Raw genomic sequence first — 24,011 nt, 5'->3', positions numbered from 1 at the left:
GTCCCGCAATGCCAAAAGGCACTAGGGTCAGGACCTATTACTCAGCCAACCGGCGGGACTTCGGCAGCATCCTCGAACCGCGCGAACAGTGCCGAGGCGAGCCGCGCCGCAACCGCGCCGTTGTTCAGCCCGTCGTCGTCCTCGCGGGTCTGCGCCTCTGCATGGCCTTCCCATAGCACCCGGCCCGAGGCCTTGTCGCGGATACGCACGTCGAGCCGGGTCGAGACGATCGCCTTGCGCGGTTTCGACAGATCGACATTGAGCGCCAGCGCGGAATAGCTGCCGCGATTGGAAACGCCCACTTCCATCGCGCCCGAAACCGGCTTCCGCTTCACTTCCTCGGGCACGACGACATCATGGGTGATGCCGATCTGCGCGACCTGTCCGCCCTCCGCGCCGCTCACGGCCGTATCGTAGCCAAGCTTGGCGAGTTGATCGACGACCGCTGCCTCATAGACCGGCAGCTTCCACTCGGCTTCGGCGCCCGGCGCGGCGGCAACCGTGATCGGCCCCTTGCCGAGCAGCGTGGCGGCGTCTGCGGCGCGGAAAGCCTCCACGTCCACCTTCTTCGCAGGCTCAGCCATGCGCCGCCCGTCATCGCCGCGCAGCCGCTGGTTCATCATCGGCCGGTCCCAGCCGCCGCCGGGATAGCCTTGCGCTTGCACGCTCCCGGGCACACCGATCAATAGGGCGCAGAAAAGCAGAGATTTGCGGTTCATTCGTAATTATCCCGTAAGGGGCTGATGCGACACCCGGCGCCGAGGCGTAACTGTCCCGCGCTGTCGCAAGCATGAACGCACGTTTTGGAGTTATTTGCCGATGACCAAGCACCCCGTACTCGTCACCGGAGGCGCAGGCTATATCGGCAGCCATGCCGTGCTGGCGCTCAAGGATGCGGGCTGGCCGGTCTGCGTGATCGACAATCTGGTGACCGGCTTCCGCTTCGCCGTGCCAGATGGCGTGCCGTTCTACGAAGGCGATATCGCGGACGCAGCGCTGGTCGCGCGGATCATCGCCGAGCAGGGCGTGCGCGCGATCATGCACTTTGCCGGATCGGTTGTGGTGCCCGAATCGGTCGAAAACCCGCTCAAGTATTACAGCAACAACACCGCCAAGAGCCGCGCCCTGATCGAGGCGGCGGTGACCGGCGGCGTGCCGCACTTCATCTTCTCCTCCACCGCGGCAACTTACGGCATTCCCGAAGTTTCGCCCGTGGCCGAGGATTGCCCGCAGCGCCCGATCAATCCCTATGGCATGTCCAAGCTGATGACCGAGGCGATGCTGGGCGACGTTGCCCGCGCCCACCCGATCAATTTCTGCGCGCTGCGCTATTTCAACGTCGCCGGCGCCGATCCCGAAGGCCGCACCGGGCAATCCACCGCAGGCGCCACTCACCTGATCAAGGTCGCGGTCGAGGCGGCGCTGGGCAAGCGCGAATCGGTCGGCGTGTTCGGCACCGATTTCGACACGCCCGACGGCACCGGCGTGCGCGATTACATCCACGTATCCGATCTTGCCGCAGCGCATGTTCTGGCCTTGGAAGCGCTGATCCAGCAGCCGCAGCAGTCCTTGACGATGAACTGCGGCTACGGTCGCGGCTTCTCGGTGCTCGAAGTGCTCGATGCGGTGGACCGCGTGACGAACCGCAAGATCGTGCGCAAACTGGGTGGCCGCCGCGCGGGCGATCCCGATTCGCTGATCTCGGACAACCGCCGGATCAAGGCGACCCTGCCTTGGGAGCCGAAATACGCCGATCTCGACACCATCGTCACGCACGCGCTGGCGTGGGAGCGCAAGCTCGGCGAGTTGCGCGCTCAGTAACCCGCGTTCAGCGCCGCGCCTGCCTTGCCCAGCTGCGCCTGCAGGTCGGCATAAGTGATGAAGCTGCCATCGGGCTGGCGGAAGAAATCGCCCTGCGTGGCGGTGGTCCGCGCGATGTTGGGCCAGTTTTCCATGCGGTCGGTGCCGAAGTTGAGGCACAGGAACACCGCGCGCTCGTCCAGCTGGCCCATCGAGGTCGAGTGGCGGAAGTGCGTGCCGAACACCAGCCCCTTGCCGACCTCGTACGTGTGCTCGCGCATCTCCTTGCGCGCGGTTTCATACGTCATGCCAAGGCCGCTGGCGTTGGGGGTGATCGCGGCCATCAGGGTGAAAGCGTCGTTGCCCTCGGTCAGCCAGTCGCAATGCATGTCGAGCGCCTCGCAGCGGCTGCGGGTGACGAAGAACCCGGCGTAGAGCCGGATTTCCCGGTCATGCGGTACGAACGGCGCCACCATCGCGCCAAGGCCCAGGCGCTGGTAGATATCTTCGAACCAATGATACGAAGCCTCGTCGGCATGGCTCAGCCAGCAGATATCGCTGCGCCACTTGCGCGGACGTTCGTTATAAAGCCGCAAGCCGCCATCCAGCGCATAGATCGCGCCCGATTCGTCCATCGCGCGCAGGGCCTCTGCGTGCCGCTGAAGGTCGGCCAGCACATCGTCAGCCACATCGATCTCGAAGGTGTTGGGCACCATCATCGCCGGGTTGAAGAACACCGGCGCGCCGGGCTTGTGCAGGATGCCTGGAATGGTTGGCGCGGACATGTTCTGGCTCCGTGGACGTCCTGCGCGAATCGCACGGCGCGGAACGCTTGGCAAGAATCTGCGGCATTCAGCGCAATTTGGGCGTCCGCCGCGCCCTGTCAGGGTTGACTTGGGGGAACGCCCTCTTTAACGGCCACGCTTCAGTTTTCAGCCCGGTCAGCTTCGGGCAAAGGGATTCGACATGAAGATTCGCAACAGCCTGAAGTCGCTCAAGGACCGTCACCGCGATAACCGCGTGATCCGTCGCCGTGGCCGCGTCTATGTGATCAACAAGACCCAGAAGCGCTTCAAGGCGCGTCAGGGCTGATCGAACAAGTTTCGGTGCAGTCTCGCGACGGCGGGGCTGCACCGGAAACACGGCAAGCCTTTTCGTAAGGCGCGTTGCCCCCGCCGAAACGCGGGGGCGCTGTCGTTTGTAGGGCACGAAAATGATCGAAGCTGTCGTCTGGGACATTGGCCGCGTGCTGGTCGAATGGGATCTCTCGCTGATCTACGTGGACGCGATTCCCGATGCCGCAAAACGCCAGAGATTCGTGGCCGACGTCGTCACCGAACAGTGGCACATGCAGCACGATGCCGGCGTCCCCTTCGCCACCATGGTCGCCGCACGCCAAGCCGAATTCCCGCAGCACGCCGATCTCATCGCGCTTTACGCAGCGAACTGGCTCGATAGCATCCCCGGCCCGGTGGCGGGCACCCACGACCTGATCGAACGCCTCGCCGCCCAAAGCATCCCCCAATACGCCATCACCAACTTCGGCGTAGAAGCCTGGGCGTTATTCCGCCCCACTTTCCCGATCCTCGATCACATGCAGGACATCGTCGTCTCCGGTGTGGAGCGTCTGGTTAAGCCGGGCGAGGCAATTTTCGACCTGGCGGCATCACGCTTCGGCAGAGCGCCCGAGACGATGCTGTTCATCGACGACAGCGCGGCGAATGTCGAAACGGCACGGCGGCTGGGCTGGAATGCATTTCACTTTTTGGGGGATGCCGAGGCGGTTGAGGCAGAGATGGTGCGACTGGGGCTGGTCTAACAGCCCCAGTCGCATCTGCCCGAACCTGTAGTTGATCGCCTCGGGTTCAATATGCGCGCACGTAAACTCTTGCTGTTCGGTCTTCGCCCGCGGAACTTCGCGTGACGTAGTCAAACCAGCTTGACCCGCGAAAGCCAGTCGCAACAGTCACACTCACCGAAGAGGCATTCATGCGGATGGACAATTGACTGGTATTTGCAGCCGGCACGCTCGCTGATTGGATCGTCCCATTCAAGGAGAGACCGCCATTTACGTCGCCGAACAGCCAGTCAGTTCGGCGCAGGTCTTCAAAAGGTACGTCTCGCGTCGCACCTGAAGCAACCGAGACAAAGTCAGGGCCCGGCATAAACAGTCCGGTTGGATTGTAACCATAGTGTTCTACGTAACGCGCTGTTTCATCGAGAATTGTCTGAGTCGTCACTGCAAGCGCGGATGCAGATGCCGCGTCTGAATCGGCGGTGGTCACTTGAGCAATGGCGGGAACAAGATAGCCGTTAAGGCCCAGCATCCAGCGGGCACGATCTGCGGACGTTTCCAGCCGCACAGGTAGCGCGGCGGCGTAAGCATTGATCAGATGCGCAACCGCCTGCCATGTGGATGTGCGCAGATTGGTGATGGATCCGTTGTTCGGATTGCGTTTGAAGCATTGAGCCACACCCACCATGCGATCATTTGTGAAGATGAATTGATTCGGCGCATCCCGAAGGCAACGCGATAGGTGCGCTTCGCCCCCGTCATTGAAACCAATAGAAACGCCGCCAATTAGCAGGTCATCTCTATAGGCAATGGCCGATAATCCCGCGTTGATCGCCAAAACCCGAACGTTTGCAGCCGCCATCCGGGCAGCATCGGCGGCGCGTGCCCCATCTCCTGAAGCGGCCTCCGCAATCGCGTCATAAGTGGAAAGATCAGGATTGCTGACCATCCCAAACAGGCTGCCAGATATGCCCAACTGAGTCTTCAGCTTACCTGAATCACTGCCTGTGGCATAAAGCCGCGACGTTACTGGCGTTACCATCTTGTAGGCGGGTGTGGTTTGCAGCCAAACCAGCACCGCGGTTTGTGTATCAAGCGCAGTAACTATTTTGAATTTGTCCGAATTGTCGCGGCTGGCATCACCGCCAGCACCAAAACCCTGATAGCCCGAGATGGCATTGCGATAGCCGGGAAAATACTGCCCTTCGCGGGAAGAAAGGCCTTGTACTGCACCATCTGCCCGCACAATCGAATTTGCGAAATCGACACGTCCCACCAACGGGGAAGCTACGTAAATTCTTCCGCCCGCAGAAACTGTCGGTGTCGGTGTCGGTGTCGGTGTTGGCGCAGGTGAAGGTGTTGGAGTGGGCGAGGGAACCACAACTGGCGTACTACCAGATCCACCGCCGCAAGAAGCTAGCGTCGATAAAGCAGTAAGCGCCAAAAAATGACGAAAATTCAACATCCCCACAGCTCGCCTCCCCCGTTTTATTGTCCAAGAATTCGCATATCATTTTTGCGGCTGCAAGGTTCATGACCGGCAATACTTAACCTACGGAGGAAGTTGATATTTCCACCCGAACCACCGCATCACCCTCAGCCCAAGGCGGAAACTTCCCCATCACCGCAGCGAACAGCGCAGACTCCACATGGCCCCCCAGCCAGCGCTGCACATGCGGCAGATCAAGTCCGGCAAACCACACCGCATCCACACTGGCGAACTGGCGCACGAACGGCATAATCGCCATATCGGCCAGTCCGCGCTCCTCCCCGTTCAGCTGCCCGTGAACAGCCAGCCGCGCGTCCAGATCGCGCAGGAAGGCTATGCCGCTTGTCCGATGCGCCAGCGCGTCAGAGCCATGCCGCTCAGGATATTTGTACCGGTCAAGGTCATGCTTGAACGCGCCGTCATTGCGTTCGATCAGCGCGGGATCGTCGCGGCTCAGCCAGCCTTCGGGATCGCTTTGCGCCAGCGCCCAGCGCATCACGTCGAGGCTCTGGTCGATCACCGTACCATCGGGCAGGACCAGCACCGGCACCGTGCCCTTGGGCGAGGCGGCGAGCATGGCGGCGGGCTTGGCGGAAAGCTTCACCTCGCGCAGCTCGCACACCGTCCCGCTGACCGCCAAGGCCAGCCTTGCGCGCATGGCATAGGGGCAGCGGCGGAAGCTGTAGAGGATGGGCAGGGTCACCAGCTTCAGGCCGGGCGCAGGCCGATCAGCGAGATCTGCCGTCCGTAGCCCGGTTCCTTGCGATGCGTGGCGCGGCGGAAGGAATAGAAGCGCGCCTCTTGCGCATAGGTGTCCTCGCCCAGCATGCCGACCTTGCCTACACCCGCATCGCGCAGACGCGACGCGACGTAGCCTTCGAGATCGAACCACGCGTGGCCCTCGGACCCGGCGCGGAAGAAGCGTTCGTTCTCGGGCGCCTGTTCGAGGAAGCGGGTCTCGAACCCTGCGTCCACCTCGTAGCTTTTCTGCGCGATGCACGGGCCGACCACGGCGGCGATGTTCGCGCGCGCCGCGCCCAAGGCTTGCATCGCGTCCAGCGTCGCATCGGTGACCCCGGTGAACGCGCCTTTCCAGCCTGCATGCGCTGCACCGATCACGCCTGCTTGCGCGTCGAGGAACAGCACCGGCGCGCAGTCCGCCGTCAGCACGCCCAGAACCACGCCGGGGCGGTCCGTCACCAGCGCATCCGCCCTGGGGCGGTCGGCATCGGCCCAAGGCTCGGACACCGTAACCACATCCGCCGAATGGATCTGGTAACAGGTCTGCAGGCGCGCGCCCGGCAACACCGCCTCCACCGCGAGGGCGCGGTTTTCAGAGGTAAGCGCCGGATCATCCTCGCTATAGCTGACGTTCAGCCCGGCAAGGTCGCCCGTGCTTACCCCGCCGCGACGGCCAAGGAAGCCATGCGCCGCGCCGTTCAGCAGGGGATGGGTCAGTGCATGGGCGCTCACTCTGCCACCCTCAGGCCTCAAGGCTCTTCGTCACCTGCTCGCGCACATCGCGTGACAGGCTGGGTTCGGCGGCGATGCGCTCCAGTTCCGCTCGCATCAGCGCGGCGCGGCCCTCGTCCACCTTCTTCCACCGGCCAAGCGACGAAACGAAACGCGCGGCGACATTGCCGTTGATCGGATCGAGCTTGAGGATCAGGTCGGCGATCAGGCGGTAGCCTTCGCCGCCCTCCTTGTGGAACGCCTGCGCATTGACCGCATAGGCCATCCACAACGCGCGCACGCGGTTGGGGTTGGTCATGGTGAAGTCGGGATGCTGGGCAAGCGCCTTGACGTGGCTCGTGGCACCCGGATGCAGCGATCCCGCCTGAAGCGAGAACCACTTGTCGATCACCAGCATGTTGCCATCGAAGCGTGCATGGAAATCGGCCAGCGCCACTTCGCGCTCGGGTGCGTCGAGGCTGCACAGGACCATCAGCGCGGACTGGCGATCGGTCATGTTGGTGGCGGCATCGTATTGCGCCTTGGCGCGCGCTGCGGCCTCGGCAGGGTCTGCGGGCGCGAGATAGACCAGCGCCTGCGTCTTCAGCTTGCGCGCGCCGCGGGCTGCGGCATCGAGGCTGTAGGGCACCGCGCTGCAGCGGTCGTGAAGCGCCAGCCACTTGGCCTTGAGCGTCTCGCCCAGCCAGCGCTTGAGACTTTCGCGTTCGGCGAAGATGCGCGTGGGGTCGGCGCGGGTGAGTTGCTCGGCAAGATAGGCCTCGCCCGGCAGGATCAGCAGTTCGCCGCGCATCAGATCGTCCAGCGCGGCGTCATCCAGAATCGCGCCCATGGCATCGCCAATCGCGGCACGCCCGGCAGCACGCTCGGCATCGGAGATAACGCCCGAGATCGCGGCGACAAGGTGCCGCACGATCAGTTGCTGCATCGCCTCATAACGCGCGAAGGGATCGTCATCATGCGCGGCGAGGAACACGAGATCGTCCGCGGTGATCGGTGCGGTGATCTCTACTGGCGCGGAGAAGCCGCGGTTGATCGAGAGGACTGGTGTGGCGATGAAGCCATCGAAAGTGAAGGTCTGGGTCGGCTCGGTCAGGACAAGCAATTGCTCGCCACTGTGCTTGCCGCTGGCGCGGTCGAACAGCGCCGTGCGCAGAGGGATGACCATCGGCTGCTTGACGGGCTGGCCGGGGGTGGGATTCATCGTCTGAGACAGCGTCAGGGTGACCTTACCCCCCCCGGAACCCCCCTCGTACCCCATGGTAACACCCACCTTTGGGGTGCCAGCCTGTTCGTACCAGCGGCGGAACTGCTTGAGGTCGATTTCCGCACCGTCTTCAATGGCTTGGACGAAGTCTTCGCAGGTCGCCGCCTCGCCATCGTGGCGGTCGAAGTAAAGCGTCGTGCCCTTCAGGAAGCGCTCCATGCCGGTCAGCACGGTCATCATGCGGATGACTTCGGCGCCCTTGTTGTAGACGGTGGCGGTATAGAAGTTGCTGATTTCCTGATAGGAATCGGGGCGGATCGGGTGCGCCAGCGGCCCCGAATCCTCGGGGAACTGCGCCGCGCGCAAAATCCGCACATCCTCGATCCGTTTGACCGGCGCAGACCCGCGATCCGCGCTAAACTGTTGATCTCTAAGGACAGTAAAGCCTTCCTTGAGGCTCAGCTGGAACCAGTCACGGCAGGTGACGCGGTTGCCTGACCAGTTATGGAAATATTCGTGCGCGACCACGCCCTCGACCGCGTCGTAATCGCCATCGGTCGCGGTTTCGGGATCCGCCAGAATATACCGTGTATTGAATACGTTAAGTCCCTTGTTCTCCATCGCGCCCGCGTTGAAATCGCTGACCGCGACGATGTTGAAATCATCGAGATCATACTCGCGGCCATAGACATCCTCGTCCCACTTCATCGAGGCGATGAGCGAGCGCATGGCATGGGCGGTGCGCTCTTCGTCGCCCGCGCGGACGTAGATCGCTAGGTTGACCTTACGCCCTGAAATCGTTGTGAAACTGTCGCGATTGGCGACGAGATCGCCCGCGACCAGTGCGAAGAGATACGAAGGTTTGGGCCAAGGATCGTGCCATTCGGCCCAGTGCGTGCCGTTTTCGCCCTCGCCCGAGGCAGTGGGATTGCCGTTGGAGAGGAGGACCGGGAACGCCCCCTTGTCGCCGCTCATCCGCACCGAATAGACCGAGAGCACGTCGGGCCGGTCGGGGAAGAAGGTGATGCGGCGGAAGCCCTCGGCCTCGCACTGGGTGCAGAGCAACCCGTTCGAGGCGTAGAGGCCGGAAAGCTGGGTGTTGGCGGAGGGATCGAGCAGGGTTTCGATGCCGACATCGTGCGCGTCGCCGGGAAGCTCAATCACGAGGTCGGTGCCGTCCATGTGCCAGTCGTTATGCGGGTGGCCATCGACCGTCACTGCCTTGGGCTCAAGCGAGTCACCATTCAGACGCAGCTGCGAAGAGCCTTCTCCCGCCGGATTCTTGCCCACCTTGAGCGTGGACTGCACTGCCGTCGCACTAAGGCTGAGCGCGAAATCCAGTGCGATTTCCGGCACCAGCCATTCGGGCGGGCGGTAGTCCGCGCGGTGAGTCACGGGCGGCGGTGCGAATGGTGCGCTGGAAAGATCGTTCATGGTACCAACTTAGGAACCCGTGGCGCATGCGGCAATCGCGGTTATGGGTGTTTCGATGAACGACATGTTGATTTTCGGAATGGGATACACCGCGCAAGTGCTGGCGGCGCGGTTGCGCGCGGCTGGATGGCGTGTGCGCGGCACAGGCAGCGCGGGCGACATCGCCTTTGCCGATCGCGCTGCGTTGCGCGGCGCGTTGGCGTCGGCAACGCATGTGCTGTCATCGGTCCCGCCAGTGCGCGGCGGCGGCGATGCGGTGCTGGAGGCCTATGGCGCGGATATCGTGGGCTGTGGCGCGCGGTGGGTCGGCTATCTTTCCTCAACCGGAGTCTATGGGGATGCGGGCGGGGCTTGGGTCGATGAGAGCGCGCCCGTCGGGCAGGGGCGGCGCACGGCGCGGGCAGAAGCGGACCTCGGCTGGCAGGCGCTGGACGCGCGGGTCCGGGTGTTCCGCCTTCCCGGCATCTATGGGCCGGGGCGTAGCGCGCTGGACCGCGTAGCCGAGGGGCGCGCGCACCGCATCGCCATTACCGATCAAGTGTTCAGCCGGGTGCATGTGGAGGACATTGTCAGCGGGGTGATTGCGTCGTTCGATGGGCCTGCGGGCGTGTATAATCTGGCCGATGACCTGCCGTGCAGCCAGAATGCCGTGATCGAGGAAGCGGCACGCCTGCTGGGCGTCGCACCGCCGCCGATGCAGTCATTGGAGGAGGCGAACCTGTCTCCCTTGGCGCTGGCGTTCTATGCCGAGAACCGCCGGGTGGCGAATGGCAAGGCGCGGCGGGTGCTGGGCTGGAATCCGGCGTTCCCGACCTACCGCGAGGGTTTGCGCGCCTTGAGCGCCAGTACGAGGCCCGCCATCGCCAGCAAGGCTCCGGCAGCGGCGAGCAAGGACCAGCGGTAGCCTTCGAACAGGGTCGAGAGCACCATGGCGATCACCGGGACCATCACCCCGTTATAGGCGCCGCGCCCGGCTCCGAGCCGCTGCAGCAGGCGGAAGTAGAGCGGGAAAGTGACGACCGACCCGATCAGGCCGAGGTAGAGCACGCCGAAAATGTAGCTTGGCCGGGTATCAAACTGCGGCGGGCCTTCCATGACCCATGCAAACAGGCCGTCCATCACCGCACCCATCGCCATGGCCCAGACGAGCAGCGGGATCATCGGCTGGCGACGCGCGGCGTCGCTGGCCTGCAGGACGTTGGCGGTTGAGGCGCTGAGCAACGCGGCGGCGGTCAGCGCAATTCCGGCCAGCACTTTGCCCTCGGGTGGTGCCATGCGGTATTCGTGGAGCAGCAGCAGGGCTATGCCGGCGCCTGCCACCAGCGAGCCGCCGATGAACCCGCGCGTTACCGGCTGCTTCAGCACGGCCCACGCCAACACGGCGTTGGGCACGACCAGCAGTGCGAAGAACACCGCGACGATGCCGGAGGTCAGATGATGTTCGGCGCGGTAGACGAACTGGAAGTTCATCACGAACTGGGTGAGGCCGAGCAGCGCAGCGATGCGCAGGCCTGCGGCATCGATGCGCAGGCTCTCGCGCCGGACGAGCGCAAGCACGGCCATGCCTATGGCTGCGGCGATGAAGCGCCAGGTGACCGACCAACTGGGCGGCACGCTGCCGATCTGGTCCTTGATCACCAGCCAGGTCGAACCCCAGATCAGCGCGACGAGGAAGAACGGCCCCGCGATGCTCCATTGCCAGAAGCGCGCTTGGCCTGGTTGCTCCGTCTCATTCACAGCGCTGCGATCGCACGTGAAAGCGCTGCGACTTGTGCGGGATCGCTGTTCCAAGCAGTGACGAGCCGAGCCGCTCCGCTCGCACCATCGGGCGCGGCCCAGTCATAGAAATCGAAGCCTTGCGCGCGCAAGGTCGCTTGCTCGGCGGGCGAGAGAACCACGAAGATCTCGTTGGCTTCGACCGGATGGAACACACGCGTCCCGCAGGCCTGCGCCAGTTCCTGCGCGGCCGCATTGGCGGCGCGGGCGTTTTCGAGCCACAAATCGCCCTCGATCATGGCGAGGACTTGTGCAGCCAGATAGCGCCCTTTCGATTGCAGGTGCCCGGCCCGCTTGCGGCGGTATCGCACCACATCGGCCAGATCCATGTCGAAGAACACCAGCGCCTCGGCGTTCATCCCGCCATTCTTGACGCAGCCGAAGCTGAGCACGTCGACCCCTGCCTGCGCGGTCAGTTCGGCCGGGTGGCAGCCAAGGTGCGCGACGGCATTGGCAAAGCGCGCACCGTCCATGTGCAGGCTGAGCCCCCGGCCCTGCGCCAGCGAGCCGATCGCGGCGACCTCGTCCGGCGTATAGACCCGGCCATATTCGGTGGCCTGGGTGATTGAAATTGCGTGCGGCTGCACCTGGTGAACGTCATTGCGGATCGGATCGATTACCGTGCGGATCGCGTCCGGCGTCAGCTTTGCGCCGTCGCCCTCTGCCAGCATCAGCTTTGCGCCGTGGGTGTAGAAACCGGGCGCGCCGCCTTCGTCCATCTCGATATGCGCCTCGCGGTGACAGACCACACCGCCATGGGGCGGCACCATTGCGGCCAGCGCAAGGCAATTGGCGGCAGTGCCGGTGGCGACCCACAGCGCGGCGCATTCGGTGCCGAACAGCGTTGAGAAGGCATCGTCCAGACTGCGTGAAAGGGCGTCGCCGTCATAACCCGAATCGGGGCTGTCGGCGGCGTGCATCGCCTCCCACACGCGGGGGTGGACAGCGGCGGCATTGTCGGAGAAAAATTTCATCGGAAACTGCAATGTCGTTCGGGGCGTTTCTGGTCAAGCAAGGAGCAATCGGCATGGCAGACAGTACAGGCGTGACCATCACCCACTTCGATCAGGGCGCGCGCGGAGAGTATCACGCAAAAGTGGATGGCAGCGATGTGATCGGCCGCTTGACCTACAGCTTGGTGAACGACGTGATTACCGCTGACCATACGCTGGTTCCGCCCGAGATAGGGGGGCGCGGCGTGGCGGGCGAACTGGTCAAGGCCCTGATCGAGGATGCGCGCAAGTTCGGCTACAAGATTGTGCCGCAATGCAGCTATGTTGAAGCGGCATTCCGCCGTCATCCCGAATGGGCGGACCTGCGGGCCTAGGCGGCAACTGGCAGGCGCAGGGTGGCATCGAGGCCGAAATCCGACCATTCGATGTCGAACGTGCCGCCCCGCGCCCGGCATATGCGCTGAATCAACGAAAGGCCCTGCCCACCGGGCCGCGAGGTCTGGCTCACCGGGTTATCACACCGCTCGGTCCAGATCAGCACGTGCCAGCCTGAAGCATCGGCGGCCTTCAGGTCGATGTGTCCGCCATGACCGATCGTGCCGTGCTTGGTCGAGTTGACGGTCAATTCGCCGATCACGAGTGCGATGACGTCAGCCTGCTCGCGCGAGATTTCTCCGGTACTTGCGCAATCGAGGGTGATCAGTGCGCCTGCGCAATCGCGAAACGGCGAGACGAGCGTGTCGAGCAATTCGCCAATATCGGTGGTTTCATGCTCGCTCGCAAACAGAGTCTGGGCGCGGGCGAGTGCGGAAATACGGCCGATCATTTCCTCGGCAAAGGCGGAATGCGCTTCGACCCCGCGCGACATCGAACCCAGCATCGAACAGACGATGGCAAAGCTGTTCTTGAGGCGGTGCCGCATTTCGGCCAGCAGGATCCGCTGGGCTTCGCGGTCCATGTAGGCTTGGCTGATATCGCGCGAAACGGCGATGAAACCGGCCGCCATGCCGTCCGGCGACCTGACGGCCGACACGCTGACGTCCCACCAGCGCGGCGAACCTTGGGCTGTCGGGCAATAGGCTTCAAGCCGCGAGACCTTGCCCTTGGCGGCGTCAGTCAGGGCCGACCGGATCAGCGGGCGCGATTCCTCGGGCCAGAGCATGGCCCATTCCTGACTGCCGACCTGCCTCAAGTCGTCAATCTCCATTGCACACAAGCCGTTGGGATTCATCCACAATATCTTGCCGTCAGGACTGACGAGCTTGACACAGTCAAGGCTGTGTTCAAGGACCGACTTGAGGCTTTCCGGAGACAAATCGGCGGATTTAAGCATTCAGCTGGCCCGTCATAAGATCGCGCTTAATAAAGCGCTGAGGCCCGTAAAGTTCCATATACCGAAAGTTATGGGACGGCCCTGCGCAATACTTGCGCCTGGCTGCAAAGGGGAAATGGTGCTGCTGGGGAGGATTGAACTCCCGACCTCAGCCTTACCAAGGATGCGCTCTACCACTGAGCTACAGCAGCACACCATTTCCGCTGCCGTCCCCGGTGGGGTAGGCAGGGGCGGGCTAATGGCGGTGGGGGCGGGCTTTGTCAAGCGAGGCTTGCGCGATGGGCGCGCAGGCCGCATTTATGACGAAATGACTGGCCAGAAACCCCATTCCACGCGCGACGAACGGCTTGCCGCGCGGCTGCGTGACAACCTCAGGCGGCGCAAGACGCAAGCGCGCGCATTCGAAAACGTGGCCGAAGCGCAGGCAGATTCGGACGATTCGCCGGAAAGCGGCCTTTCCAAGTCCGAAGGGTGACGCTAGGGGCCGCGTGATAATTTCCAACAGCAACAGGATGCCCCGATGCCCCGCCTGATCCTGATCCGTCACGGCCAGTCGCAGTGGAACCTCGAAAACCGCTTCACCGGATGGTGGGACGTGGACGTGACCGAAAAAGGCGCGGCCGAGGCCTACGCTGCGGGCCAGTTGCTGAAGGACAAGGGCGTTCTGCCAACGCTCGCCTTCACCTCGTTGCAGACCCGCGCGATCAAGACGCTGCATCTCGCACTCGAGGCCATGGGCCGGTTGTGGGTGGCCGAAGACAAGGACTGGCGCCTGAACGAACGCCACTATGGCGGGCTGACCGGGCTCGACAAGGCAGAGACGGCGGCCAAGCACGGCGACGATCAGGTCAAGGTCTGGCGCCGCAGCTTCGACGTGCCGCCGCCGCCGCTGGAAGTGGGCAGCGAGTTCGATCTGTCGTCCGATCCGCGTTATGCCGGGATCGCGGTGCCTGCGACCGAAAGCCTCAAGGATACCATCGCGCGCGTGCTGCCGTGCTGGGAAGAGAAGATCGCGCCTGCGCTGAAGGCCGGGGAAACCGTGATCGTTTCGGCGCATGGCAATTCGCTTCGCGCGCTGGTCAAGCACCTCTCGGGCATTTCGGACGAGGACATTACGGGGTTGGAGATTCCGACCGGACAGCCCATCGTCTACGAGCTGGATGACAATCTGGCCGAGATCGAGCGTTATTACCTGTCGGAGCGTTGAAGCGCGCCGAAGCCTGAAGGGGGCGGGATGAGTACCAAACCGTTGGTTGCCATCGTCATGGGCAGCCAGTCCGACTGGGAAACGATGAAGAATGCTGCCGTCGTGCTCGAAAAGCTCGGCGTTGCGCATGATTGCCGCATCGTTTCGGCCCATCGCACGCCCGACCGGCTCGTCAGCTTTGCCAAAAGCGCACATCTTGAAGGTTTCAAGGTGGTGATTGCGGGCGCGGGCGGCGCGGCGCACCTCCCGGGTATGGTCGCTTCGATGACGCACTTGCCGGTGCTGGGCGTGCCGGTGGAATCCAAGGCGCTCAAGGGAATGGATTCACTGCTTTCCATCGTGCAGATGCCCGGCGGCATTCCCGTGGCAACGCTGGCCATCGGCGTTCCGGGTGCGACGAATGCGGGCATTTTGGCGGCATCGATCCTTGCGACGTCAGACGATGCACTGGCTGAGCGCCTGATCGCTTTCCGCAACGCGCAGACCGATTCGGTAGCGGAGAAGCCCGTCTGATGATTGCGCCGGGCGAGACGATCGGCATTCTGGGCGGCGGCCAGCTTGGCCGGATGATCGCGCTGGCAGCGGCCAATCTTGGCTATCGCTGCCATGTCTATGCGCCCGAAGCCGATCCTATCGCGGCGGACGTTTGTGCGGCATTCACGCAGGGCGAGTTCGACGATGCAGCAGCGCTGGCGGCGTTTGCCCAGCAGTGCGCGGTGGTGACCTACGAATTCGAAAACGTGGCGGCAGCGCCGCTTGGCGCGATTGCGCCGCACGCCCGGCTGCATCCGCCCGCCCGCGCGCTGGAAGTGGCGCAAGACCGGGTGAACGAAAAGACTTTCGTCGAGGCGCTCGGCGGCAGGCCTGCACCGTGGGCGCAGGTCGATTCAGCCGCCGATCTCAAGGCGGCGGTGGCGAAGATCGGCGCGCCCGGCATCCTCAAGACCCGGCGCGATGGCTACGACGGCAAGGGCCAGTGGCGGATCTTGCAGGCGGCAGATGCGGATACGCTTGAGCTTCCGGACGCTGCGCTGATCTACGAAGGCTTCGTCACGTTCGCGGCGGAGTTCTCGGTGATCCTCGTGCGCACGGCTGCGGGCGAGGTGCGCTTCTGGGATTCGGCGGAGAACGTCCACAAGAACGGCATTCTTGATCGGTCGACCGTGCCCGCGTGTCAGGCGATTCTGGGGCAAGTCGATGCGGCGCGCGCGCTGGCGGCCAAGGTGGCCGATGCGCTCGAATATGTCGGTGTGCTGACGCTGGAATTCTTTGCCACGGCTGATGGTCCGGTGTTCAACGAGATGGCGCCGCGCGTGCACAATTCCGGGCACTGGACCATCGAGGGCGCGCTCACCAGCCAGTTCGAGAACCACGTCCGCGCGATCTGCGGGTTGCCGCTGGGATCGACCGCACTTGCCGCCAAAGGCGTGGTGATGGACAACCTGATCGGTGACGACGCGCACGATTGGCCCGCGATCCTTTCGGACCCGGCCAACCACCTGCATCTTTACGGCAAGGCGGCGGTGCGGCCCGGCCGCAAGATGGGCCACGTCACCCGGCTGGTGTTGTGAGCGGGGTAAGGCCCGGTCTATTTCTGATCTATGCCCGCGCCGAAAATGGCGTGATCGGCCGCGACAATGCCCTGCCGTGGCGACTGCCCGCAGACCTCAAGCGCTTCAAGGCGCTGACCATGGGCAAGCCCATGATAATGGGCCGCAAGACGTTCGAGAGCTTTCCCAAGGCGCTGCCCGGCCGCCGCCATATCGTGTTGACGCGCGATGCCGGGTGGTCCGCCGCCGATGCCGAAGTCGCGCATTCGGTGGACGAGGCGCTGGCGCTGGCAGGCGAAGGTGATGTTGCGGTGATCGGCGGGGCGGAGATCTACCGCCTGTTCATGCCGCTTGCCGCGCGCGTGGAATTGACCGAAATACACGAGGGCTTCGAGGGCGACACGGTGATGGCGCCGCTCGGACCGGAGTGGACCGAGGTATCGCGCGACGTGCAGCAGGCTGAGGCGGGACGGCCCGCATTTGATTGGGTGACGCTGGAGCGCCAACAGTGATCCGCCTGGGTAGCCTTGACCCTGTGCCCGAAGCCCTGCGCGGCGCGATCATCGCGCTTGGCAACTTCGACGGGTTTCACCTGGGCCATCAGGCGGTTGTGGGCGAGGCGATCCGATGGGCCAGGGCGGAAGGGCGCCCGGCCATTGTCGCCACATTCGATCCGCACCCGGTGCGCTATTTCGCGCCGAATGCTGCGCCTTTCCGGCTGACCACGCTCGACCAGCGGCAAGACCTGTTTGCTGCCGCCGGGGCCGATGCCATGCTGGTGATCCACTTCGGCGCCGAGGTTGCGGGCCTTGCCGCGAGCGCATGGATCGAACAGGGGCTGGTCGGGCATCTTGGCGCTGCCGGGGTTGTTACCGGAGACGACTTCACGTTCGGCAAAGGCCGCAGCGGCAATCCGCAAGTTCTGGTCGAACAGGGCGCGAAATTCGGGCTGAGGGCCAAGGCGGTGGGCGCGGTGACGCTGGAAGGCGAAGCTGTCTCGTCCAGCCGTATCCGCCATGCCTTGCAGTCAGGCGATTGCGAAACGGCGACGCGGCTGCTGACCCGGCCTTTCGCGATCCGGGGCGTGGTGCAGCATGGCGACAAGGTGGGGCGCACGATCAATTTCCCTACCGCCAATCTGGATATCGGCGCCTATCTGCGACCGCGTTATGGCATCTACGCCGTCACTGGCCGTTTGCCCGATGGACGCACGGTGAAGGGCGCGGCAAATATCGGCATCCGGCCGACCTTCGATCCGCCCAAGGAACTGCTCGAACCGCATTTCTTCGACTTTTCGGAAGACCTGTATGGGCAGGAAATCGAGGTGGCGTTCCACCACTTTCTGCGGCCCGAAGCGAAATACGAAGGGCTGGACGCACTGGTTGCACAGATCGCGCGCGATTGCGATCAGGCGCGGGCGTTGCTGGGGTAGCGCCATTGCCCACCCCGTTCGTGTCGAGCGTAGTCGAGACACTGCGCACCTGTGTCTCGACTACGCTCGACACGAACGGGGTGGGTGATCGAACGAACGGGTGTGGGAATTGCCGAGACTTCCCCAAACCGCCGGATTGTTCTAACGCGCGGGCAATATGACCGAACCACGCGACTTCCGCCCGACCGTCTTCCTGCCGAAGACCGATTTCCCGATGAAAGCCGGGCTCCCCCAGAAGGAGCCGGTGATCCTGTCGCGCTGGCAGGATGAGGGCATTTACCAGAAGGTCCGCGAGAGCCGGAAGGGCCGCGAGAAGTTCATCCTCCATGACGGCCCGCCCTATGCCAATGGCGACATGCACATCGGCCATGCGCTGAACCATATCCTCAAGGACATGGTCTGCCGCACCCAGACGCTGCTGGGCAAGGACGCGCCCTATGTGCCCGGCTGGGACTGCCACGGCCTGCCCATCGAATGGAAGGTCGAGGAGGAATATCGCAAGAAAAAGAAGAACAAGGACGAGGTTCCGCCCAAGGAATTCCGCGCCGAATGCCGCGCCTATGCCCAGAAATGGGTCGATGTGCAGCGCGAACAGCTCAAGCGCCTCGGCATCAATGGCGATTGGGACAACCCCTACCTGACGATGGATTCGCAGGCTGAGGGCACCATCGTGCGCGAGCTGCTGAAGTTTGCAGAAAGCGGCCAGCTCTATCGCGGGGCCAAGCCGGTGATGTGGTCGCCGGTCGAAAAGACCGCGCTGGCCGAGGCCGAGGTCGAGTACGAGGACATCGTCTCGACGCAGATCGACGTGGCGTTCGAGATCGTGGAATCGCCGATTGCCGAACTGGTCGGCGCTCATGCGGTGATCTGGACGACGACGCCGTGGACGATCCCGGTGAACCAGGCTTTGGCTTATGGGCCTGAGGTTGATTATGTCGTGCTAAAGCGGCGATATCTAGTAAATATTGATACAAATGCGACCGGTATGGAATGCGCTACTGACGCAATCAATCGATTTCTACCGATAGGTCAGCTTGCACTTGTCGCTAAAGCTCTTGTTGGCGACTATTATGACCGGCGATCTGCGGAGATTTCTCGCGGCTTAGCTCATACTTACGCTGAGCAATATGAAACCGTTTGGTCCGGCAAAGGCTCTGACCTCGCCGGAACCATCGCCCGCCACCCGATGCACGCGCTCGGCGGGTTCTTTGCCAAGCCGCGTCCGATGCTTCCCGGGGATTTCGTCACGACCGACAGCGGTACGGGCCTTGTCCACATGGCGCCCGATCATGGCGAGGACGATTTTGCGCTGTGCAAGGCGCACGGGATCGAGCCGGTGTTTGCGGTGCTGGGCGATGGCAAGTATCGTGAGGACTGGGGCTGGCTCGGCGGGCAGGGCTCGGTCATCAACCCCAAGTTCAACGCGCCCGATGGGCCGATCTGTTCGGACCTGCGCGAGGCTGGCGGGTTGCTGGCGGCAAGTGCCGACTACAAGCATTCCTACCCGCATTCGTGGCGTTCGAAGGCCAAGGTGATCTATCGCTGCACGCCGCAGTGGTTCGTGCCGATGGACCGAGCGGTTACCCCTCCACCATCGGCTTCGCCGACGGTCCCCCTCCCCGTTTATCCTGCGGAGAAACAGGGAGGATCAAATCCTCCCCATTTTGTGGAACCAAATGGGGAGGTGGCAGCGCGTAGCGCTGACGGAGGGGAAACCCTGCGCGAGATCGCTCTCAAGGCCATCGCCAACACCCGCTTCGTCCCCGAAAAGGGCCGCAACCGCATCGGTGCGATGGTCGATGGCCGCCCCGATTGGGTGCTGTCGCGCCAGCGCGCGTGGGGCGTGCCGATCACTTTGTTCGTGGATCGCAAGAGCGGGCAGTACCTGAACGATCCCGAAGTGAACGCCCGCATCGTTGCCGCCGTCATGGCGGGCGGCGTGGATGCGTGGGACGAGGAGCACGCGCAGGAGTACCTCGGCGATAAATACAAGCTCGACGATTACGAGCGCGTCACCGACATTCTCGACGTGTGGTTCGATTCCGGCTCCACCCATGCCTTCGTGCTGGAATCGGGGCGCTGGCCCGATCTGCAATGGCCCGCGAATCTCTATCTCGAAGGATCGGACCAACATCGCGGCTGGTTCCAGTCCTCGCTGCTGGAAAGCTGCGCCACGCGGGGCCGCGCGCCCTATGATGCGGTGCTGACGCACGGCTTCACGATGGACCAGAAGGGCATGAAGATGTCCAAGTCGCTCGGCAACACGATCAGCCCGATCGATCTGATGCGCGATTATGGCGCGGACATCCTGCGGTTGTGGGCGCTGTCGGTCGATTTCACCGAGGACCACCGCATCGGCAAGGAGATCCTTCAGGGGGTCGCCGACCAGTACCGCAAGCTGCGCAATACCTATCGCTATCTGCTGGGGGCGCTGGAAGGTTTCTCGGACGCTGAGCGGCTGCCGGTGGACGAGATGCCCGAGCTTGAGCGCTATATGCTGAGCCTGCTGGGCAAGCTGGACGCCACGCTGCGGCAGGCGGTCGATGACTTCGATTTCAACACTTATGTCCGCGCGCTGACCGAGTTCTGCAACGAGGACCTCTCGGCGTTCTTCTTCGATATCCGCAAGGACAGCCTGTACTGCGACGCGGTCACGGACCCCAAGCGCCGCGCTTATCGCACCGTGCTCGACACGCTGTTCCATGCGCTGGTGCGCTATGGCGCGCCGGTGCTGGTGTTCACAGCGGAAGAAGTGTGGGCATCGCGCTATCCCGATGCGGACAGCGTGCACCTGCTGGAATGGCCCGAGGTTCCCGCGATTACGGTGGACGAGGCGCGGTGGACAGAGCTTCGTGCGTTGCGCCAGACCGTGAACGAGGCGATCGAGCCGCTGCGCCGCGAAAAGGTGCTGGGGTCGGGGCTTGAAGCCGTCGTCACCGTGCCCGAATCCGCGCCCGAGGCCGATCTGGCTGAGCTGTTCATCACCGCGACAGTAACGCGCGGGCAGGGCAGCGATGTGACTGTGACACGCTCCACCGACAACAAGTGCGGCCGCTGCTGGCGCCTCCTTCCCGAGGTGACGGAGGACGGCGACTTGTGCGGGCGCTGCGAGACCGTCGTCGCGCAGATCGACGCAGGCGCCTGATGCTCCCGCGCGCGCGTCTTGAGGGCATTGGCCTTGCCGCACTGGTCTTCGCGGTGGACCGCGCGGTCAAGGCGCTGATGGTTGGGCCGCTGCAACTGCGGGTTCACGAAGTGATCGACCTCCTGCCGATGTTCGATCTGCGCTATGCCGAGAATTACGGCGTTTCGTTCGGCATGTTCACGGCGACCTCGCTGGAAATGCGGCTGGGCCTGATCGCGGTGACTGCGCTGATCGCAACCGGGGTGTTCATCTGGATGCTGCGCGAGACCGCGCGGGGCGACATTCTCGGCCTCGGCATGGTGCTGGGCGGCGCGCTCGGCAATATCTATGACCGGCTCAAGTTCGGCTATGTGATCGACTATGCCGACCTGCACATCGGCACGTGGCGTCCGTTCCAGATCTTCAACCTTGCCGATGTGGCGATCACCTTCGGCGTCCTGATACTGCTTGCCCGCTCGTTCAAATCGCGCGAAAAGCCACTTGATAGCGGCGACGATACCGCCACGGAGAATGCATGATGCGTAAAGCTGCCGCCCTTGCCCTCGTCGTTTCGGCGGCCACGCTGCTCACTGCCTGTGGCGGCGGCGGCGGGCTGTTCAACCGTGACCGGCCCGACGAGATGGCGGTAACGCGCGCCGCGCCGCTGGTGGTGCCGCCCGACTTCGCGCTTACCCCGCCCAATCCCGGCGCGCCGCGCCCGCAGGATTCGGAAACCGGCAAGCAGGCACTGGATGCGCTGTTCGGCGGTCCGTCGGCCCGTTCGGGGGTTGAGACCGATACGCTCAATCGCGCAGGCACGGCAGCGACGTCGATCCGCTCGACCGTGGGCGATCCGGGCACGCAGACCGTGGCCAAGGGCCAGGTCGTGCGAGATATCCTTGCCGCGCCAGAAGGTGACGGTCAGGCCGCAACGGCTTCGATTCCCGGCTGATGGGCTGAGGCATTAGCTGTTTGGAAGACCCCGCTTCGGCGGGGTTTTTCTTTACACCCGCCAGTCGATCGTGCCGCGACCGTGCGCTTCGAGAAAGGCATTGGCCTGGCTGAACGGGCGGCTCCCGAAGAAGCCGTGGTAGGCCGAGAGCGGGCTGGGGTGCGGGGCCTTGAGCACGAGGTGCGGACCGTCTGAAAGGCCGGCCACGCGCGCCGCCTTTTTCTGCGCATGGCTGCCCCAGAGCATGAACACGGTCGGGTCCGGACGCGCTGCGACGGCGGCGACGGCAGCGTCGGTGAATTGTTCCCATCCGCGCCCCTGATGCGATCCGGCGTTGGCAGCCTCGACGGTCAGCGCATTGTTCAGCAGGAGCACGCCCTGCTGCGCCCAGCGGGTCAGGTTGCCGTGACGCGCGCGCGGAATGCCGAGATCGGTTTCGAGTTCCTTGTAGATATTGACCAGGCTCGGTGGCACTTTGACCCCGTCCTGCACCGAGAAGGCGATGCCGTGGGCCTGTCCGGGGCCGTGGTAAGGGTCTTGTCCGAGGATGACGACGCGGACATCGCTCAGCGCCGTGATTTCAAGCGCGGCCAGCCTCTGGCCGCGCGGCGGATAGATGGTCTTGCCACTGCTTTCCTCGGCGTTGAGAAAATCGCCCAGCGCGCGCAGGGGCGGCGTCTGCAGCACGGGGGCGAGAGTGGGGCGCCAGGTTTCGGGCAGGTTTGAGGTAGTCATGTCCCCGCAAGGTTAGACGTTTAGGGACCGGCGCCGCAAGCGGGGTTGCTTGGGCTGATAACCGCTTGCTAACAGCCGTTCAGCCGTGCCTTACAGGTTCGCAAAAGGAGTGCTTGATGAAGATCGCGATGGTGGGTTCGGGGTATGTCGGGCTGGTGTCCGGGGCGTGCTTCGCCGATTTCGGCCATGACGTGGTCTGCATCGACAAGGACGAGGCGAAGATCCAGCGACTGCTCGATGGCGTGATGCCCATCTACGAGCCGGGCCTTGCCGAACTGGTCGCGGCCAACGTCAAGGCGGGCCGCCTGCAGTTCTCGACCGACCTTGCCAGCGCCATCGAAGGCGCGCAGGCGATCTTCATCGCCGTGGGCACGCCGTCGCGGCGCGGCGATGGCCATGCCGATCTCAGCTATGTCAACGCGGTGGCGCAGGAACTGGGCGAGCATCTCAGGAACCCAGCGGTGATCGTTACCAAGTCCACCGTGCCGGTTGGCACCGGCGATGCGGTCGAGCGGATCATCAGCGAGAGCGGTACCGCCGTGAAGTTCTCGGTCGTGTCAAATCCCGAATTCCTGCGGGAAGGCGCCGCTATCGGCGATTTCAAGCGGCCAGACCGTATCGTGATCGGCGCGGAAGACGAGTGGGCGCGCGGGGTGATGCGCGAGGTCTATCGCCCGCTGTTCCTCAACCGCGCACCGATCCTGTTCACGTCGCGCCGTAGCAGCGAACTGATCAAGTATGCCGCAAACGCCTTCCTTGCGACGAAGATCACCTTCATCAACGAGATGGCAGACCTGTGCGAGAAGGTTGGCGCCGATGTGCAGGACGTGTCGCGCGGGATCGGGCTGGACGGCCGCATCGGCTCGAAGTTCCTGCACGCAGGGCCGGGCTATGGCGGATCGTGCTTCCCCAAGGATACGCTGGCGCTGCTCAAGACGGCCGAGGACTTCAGCAGCCCGGTCCGGCTGGTCGAAGCGGTTGTCAAGGTCAACGACAGCCGCAAGCGTGCGATGGGCCGCAAGGTGATCGAGGCGCTGGGCGGCGAGGCGCGGGGCAAGCGCGTGGCGTTGCTCGGGCTGACCTTCAAGCCCAATACCGACGATATGCGCGATGCGCCGTCGATTGCGATTGCGCAGACCCTGCTCGATGCAGGCGCAGACGTCGTCGCCTACGACCCCGAAGGCATGGCGGCCGCGGCGGAAATCATGCCGGACGTGGAAATGGCAGAGAATACTTATGCCGCGATCAAGGGTGCAGACGCCATCGTTCTGGTGACCGAATGGGACGCTTTCCGGGCTATCGATCTGGGCCGCGTGAAGCAGTTGGCGAACGCGCCGGTCCTGGTTGACCTGCGCAATGTCTATGATCCGGACGAACTGCGCGCGGCTGGGTTCGCCTACAGCAGCATCGGCCGGCCTTGAAGCGCCTCAGGGACAGGCTAGGCAAAGTACCTTAGGCCAATCCCGGCTCGGGCGCTGGCGCGGTGGCCTCGTCATCTGCTGGCGGTCGCTTGGTGCCCCAATGGATTGAGCTCCAGACGCGTTCATGGAAGTAATACAGAGCGATTTTGGTAATCACCTCGGTGCCGGCGATGGCGCCTGCGGCCTTGGCGCTGCCGGTGAACAGCCAGCTCAGCAGGAACGTATCGATGCTGCCGAGCATGCGCCAGCTGATCGCCTTGACGACCGAACGGGCGTGCGCTTCATGGCCATGAAACAGGATCATTCAGACATTCTCCTGCCCGCGCGATGGAT

26 protein-coding genes and 1 tRNA gene are annotated in these 24,011 nt (G+C 63.8%); 15 read left to right on the top strand and 12 right to left on the bottom strand.

Going from position 1 to position 24,011, the window contains the following annotated elements:
- Positions 1 to 41: 41 nt before the first annotated feature.
- The gene (locus RM192_RS15610; RefSeq protein ID WP_311508476.1) at positions 42 to 719 is read right to left on the bottom strand and encodes a DUF4136 domain-containing protein; all 678 of its coding nucleotides are present in this window, start codon (positions 717 to 719) and stop codon (positions 42 to 44) included.
- Between the two features lie 100 nt (positions 720 to 819).
- Here RM192_RS15610 and galE point away from each other — a divergent pair, with 100 nt between their 5' ends.
- Entirely contained in the window at positions 820 to 1,821 is a 1,002-nt protein-coding gene (galE, locus tag RM192_RS15605; RefSeq protein ID WP_311508475.1) for a UDP-glucose 4-epimerase GalE, read from the top strand.
- Here galE and RM192_RS15600 read toward each other — a convergent pair.
- On the bottom strand, positions 1,815 to 2,585 hold the full coding sequence (locus RM192_RS15600; RefSeq protein WP_311508474.1) for a hypothetical protein: 771 nt from the start codon (positions 2,583 to 2,585) through the stop codon (positions 1,815 to 1,817). The two genes, galE and RM192_RS15600, sit on opposite strands and share 7 nt — an antisense overlap.
- A gap of 181 nt (positions 2,586 to 2,766) precedes the next feature.
- On the opposite strand from RM192_RS15600, the gene ykgO reads away from it, so the two are divergent.
- Together ykgO and RM192_RS15590 are read left to right on the top strand one after the other, a co-directional pair.
- Positions 2,767 to 2,892: a type B 50S ribosomal protein L36 gene (gene ykgO / locus RM192_RS15595; protein WP_011446910.1), complete on the top strand. Its 126-nt coding sequence runs from the start codon at positions 2,767 to 2,769 to the stop codon at positions 2,890 to 2,892.
- A gap of 121 nt (positions 2,893 to 3,013) precedes the next feature.
- Positions 3,014 to 3,619 (top strand): HAD-IA family hydrolase, encoded by a 606-nt coding sequence (locus tag RM192_RS15590; RefSeq protein WP_311508473.1) that lies wholly within the window; start codon positions 3,014 to 3,016, stop codon positions 3,617 to 3,619.
- Positions 3,620 to 3,665: 46 nt separating this feature from the next.
- On the opposite strand, the gene RM192_RS15585 is transcribed toward RM192_RS15590, so the two are convergent.
- From RM192_RS15585 to pepN, 4 genes are all read right to left on the bottom strand, one after another.
- The gene (locus RM192_RS15585; protein WP_311508472.1) at positions 3,666 to 4,871 is read right to left on the bottom strand and encodes a hypothetical protein; all 1,206 of its coding nucleotides are present in this window, start codon (positions 4,869 to 4,871) and stop codon (positions 3,666 to 3,668) included.
- A 271-nt stretch (positions 4,872 to 5,142) separates the two neighbouring features.
- On the bottom strand, positions 5,143 to 5,787 hold the full coding sequence (locus RM192_RS15580) for a glutathione S-transferase (protein WP_311508471.1): 645 nt from the start codon (positions 5,785 to 5,787) through the stop codon (positions 5,143 to 5,145).
- Between the two features lie 5 nt (positions 5,788 to 5,792).
- Positions 5,793 to 6,557 carry a peptidoglycan editing factor PgeF gene (pgeF, locus tag RM192_RS15575; protein WP_311508470.1) on the bottom strand — a complete coding sequence of 255 codons (765 nt, stop codon included), beginning with the start codon at positions 6,555 to 6,557 and terminating at the stop codon, positions 5,793 to 5,795.
- Between the two features lie 10 nt (positions 6,558 to 6,567).
- Entirely contained in the window at positions 6,568 to 9,195 is a 2,628-nt protein-coding gene (gene pepN, locus RM192_RS15570; protein ID WP_311508469.1) for an aminopeptidase N, read from the bottom strand.
- Between the two features lie 55 nt (positions 9,196 to 9,250).
- On the opposite strand from pepN, the gene RM192_RS15565 reads away from it, so the two are divergent.
- Complete coding sequence (locus RM192_RS15565) at positions 9,251 to 10,099, top strand: SDR family NAD(P)-dependent oxidoreductase (RefSeq protein WP_311508652.1); 849 nt, start codon at positions 9,251 to 9,253, stop codon at positions 10,097 to 10,099.
- On the opposite strand, the gene RM192_RS15560 is transcribed toward RM192_RS15565, so the two are convergent.
- A complete protein-coding gene (locus RM192_RS15560; RefSeq protein WP_311508468.1) occupies positions 10,009 to 10,932 on the bottom strand; it encodes a DMT family transporter in 924 nt (307 codons plus the stop codon). The genes RM192_RS15565 and RM192_RS15560 overlap by 91 nt on opposite strands.
- A complete protein-coding gene (locus tag RM192_RS15555; protein WP_311508467.1) occupies positions 10,929 to 11,945 on the bottom strand; it encodes a beta-eliminating lyase-related protein in 1,017 nt (338 codons plus the stop codon). Before RM192_RS15555 ends, RM192_RS15560 begins: the two co-directional genes overlap by 4 nt.
- A 53-nt stretch (positions 11,946 to 11,998) precedes the next feature.
- On the opposite strand from RM192_RS15555, the gene RM192_RS15550 reads away from it, so the two are divergent.
- The gene (locus tag RM192_RS15550) at positions 11,999 to 12,298 is read left to right on the top strand and encodes a GNAT family N-acetyltransferase (RefSeq protein ID WP_311508466.1); all 300 of its coding nucleotides are present in this window, start codon (positions 11,999 to 12,001) and stop codon (positions 12,296 to 12,298) included.
- Here RM192_RS15550 and RM192_RS15545 read toward each other — a convergent pair.
- Both RM192_RS15545 and RM192_RS15540 read right to left on the bottom strand, forming a co-directional pair.
- Complete coding sequence (locus RM192_RS15545) at positions 12,295 to 13,257, bottom strand: PAS domain-containing protein (protein ID WP_311508465.1); 963 nt, start codon at positions 13,255 to 13,257, stop codon at positions 12,295 to 12,297. The two genes, RM192_RS15550 and RM192_RS15545, sit on opposite strands and share 4 nt — an antisense overlap.
- Before the next feature lie 116 nt (positions 13,258 to 13,373).
- A tRNA-Thr gene (locus RM192_RS15540) sits at positions 13,374 to 13,448 on the bottom strand.
- A 116-nt stretch (positions 13,449 to 13,564) separates the two neighbouring features.
- On the opposite strand from RM192_RS15540, the gene RM192_RS15535 reads away from it, so the two are divergent.
- The 9 genes from RM192_RS15535 (at position 13,565) to RM192_RS15495 (ending at position 21,522) form a co-directional block, all read left to right on the top strand.
- Entirely contained in the window at positions 13,565 to 13,732 is a 168-nt protein-coding gene (locus RM192_RS15535; protein WP_311508464.1) for a hypothetical protein, read from the top strand.
- Positions 13,733 to 13,777: 45 nt separating this feature from the next.
- On the top strand, positions 13,778 to 14,464 hold the full coding sequence (gene gpmA, locus RM192_RS15530) for a 2,3-diphosphoglycerate-dependent phosphoglycerate mutase (protein WP_311508463.1): 687 nt from the start codon (positions 13,778 to 13,780) through the stop codon (positions 14,462 to 14,464).
- A 27-nt stretch (positions 14,465 to 14,491) separates the two neighbouring features.
- Entirely contained in the window at positions 14,492 to 14,977 is a 486-nt protein-coding gene (gene purE, locus RM192_RS15525) for a 5-(carboxyamino)imidazole ribonucleotide mutase (protein ID WP_311508462.1), read from the top strand.
- Positions 14,977 to 16,035: a 5-(carboxyamino)imidazole ribonucleotide synthase gene (locus RM192_RS15520; protein ID WP_311508461.1), complete on the top strand. Its 1,059-nt coding sequence runs from the start codon at positions 14,977 to 14,979 to the stop codon at positions 16,033 to 16,035. The genes purE and RM192_RS15520 overlap by 1 nt, the downstream gene beginning before the upstream one ends.
- Positions 16,032 to 16,526, top strand: a complete 495-nt coding sequence (locus RM192_RS15515) for a dihydrofolate reductase (protein ID WP_311508459.1) — start codon at positions 16,032 to 16,034, stop codon at positions 16,524 to 16,526. Before RM192_RS15520 ends, RM192_RS15515 begins: the two co-directional genes overlap by 4 nt.
- The gene (locus tag RM192_RS15510; RefSeq protein ID WP_311508458.1) at positions 16,523 to 17,446 is read left to right on the top strand and encodes a bifunctional riboflavin kinase/FAD synthetase; all 924 of its coding nucleotides are present in this window, start codon (positions 16,523 to 16,525) and stop codon (positions 17,444 to 17,446) included. Before RM192_RS15515 ends, RM192_RS15510 begins: the two co-directional genes overlap by 4 nt.
- Before the next feature lie 157 nt (positions 17,447 to 17,603).
- Positions 17,604 to 20,591, top strand: a complete 2,988-nt coding sequence (gene ileS / locus RM192_RS15505; protein WP_311508457.1) for an isoleucine--tRNA ligase — start codon at positions 17,604 to 17,606, stop codon at positions 20,589 to 20,591.
- The gene (lspA, locus tag RM192_RS15500; protein WP_311508456.1) at positions 20,591 to 21,109 is read left to right on the top strand and encodes a signal peptidase II; all 519 of its coding nucleotides are present in this window, start codon (positions 20,591 to 20,593) and stop codon (positions 21,107 to 21,109) included. The genes ileS and lspA overlap by 1 nt, the downstream gene beginning before the upstream one ends.
- Positions 21,109 to 21,522: a DUF3035 domain-containing protein gene (locus RM192_RS15495; protein WP_311508454.1), complete on the top strand. Its 414-nt coding sequence runs from the start codon at positions 21,109 to 21,111 to the stop codon at positions 21,520 to 21,522. Before lspA ends, RM192_RS15495 begins: the two co-directional genes overlap by 1 nt.
- A gap of 51 nt (positions 21,523 to 21,573) precedes the next feature.
- Here RM192_RS15495 and ung read toward each other — a convergent pair whose 3' ends face one another.
- Positions 21,574 to 22,257 carry a uracil-DNA glycosylase gene (ung, locus tag RM192_RS15490; protein WP_311508453.1) on the bottom strand — a complete coding sequence of 228 codons (684 nt, stop codon included), beginning with the start codon at positions 22,255 to 22,257 and terminating at the stop codon, positions 21,574 to 21,576.
- Positions 22,258 to 22,373: 116 nt separating this feature from the next.
- Between ung and RM192_RS15485 the strand changes: the two genes are divergently transcribed.
- Positions 22,374 to 23,678, top strand: coding sequence for a UDP-glucose/GDP-mannose dehydrogenase family protein (locus RM192_RS15485; protein ID WP_311508452.1), 1,305 nt, complete (start codon positions 22,374 to 22,376; stop codon positions 23,676 to 23,678).
- A 31-nt stretch (positions 23,679 to 23,709) separates the two neighbouring features.
- Here RM192_RS15485 and RM192_RS15480 read toward each other — a convergent pair whose 3' ends face one another.
- Entirely contained in the window at positions 23,710 to 23,982 is a 273-nt protein-coding gene (locus RM192_RS15480; RefSeq protein WP_311508451.1) for a DUF2061 domain-containing protein, read from the bottom strand.
- Positions 23,983 to 24,011 lie beyond the last annotated feature (29 nt).

The sequence above is a fragment of the Novosphingobium sp. MMS21-SN21R genome (genome assembly GCF_031846015.1).
GTDB lineage: Bacteria > Pseudomonadota > Alphaproteobacteria > Sphingomonadales > Sphingomonadaceae > Novosphingobium.
The sequence above is the reverse complement of the archived record's forward strand: the minus strand, read 5'-3'. Positions and strand labels throughout refer to the sequence as shown.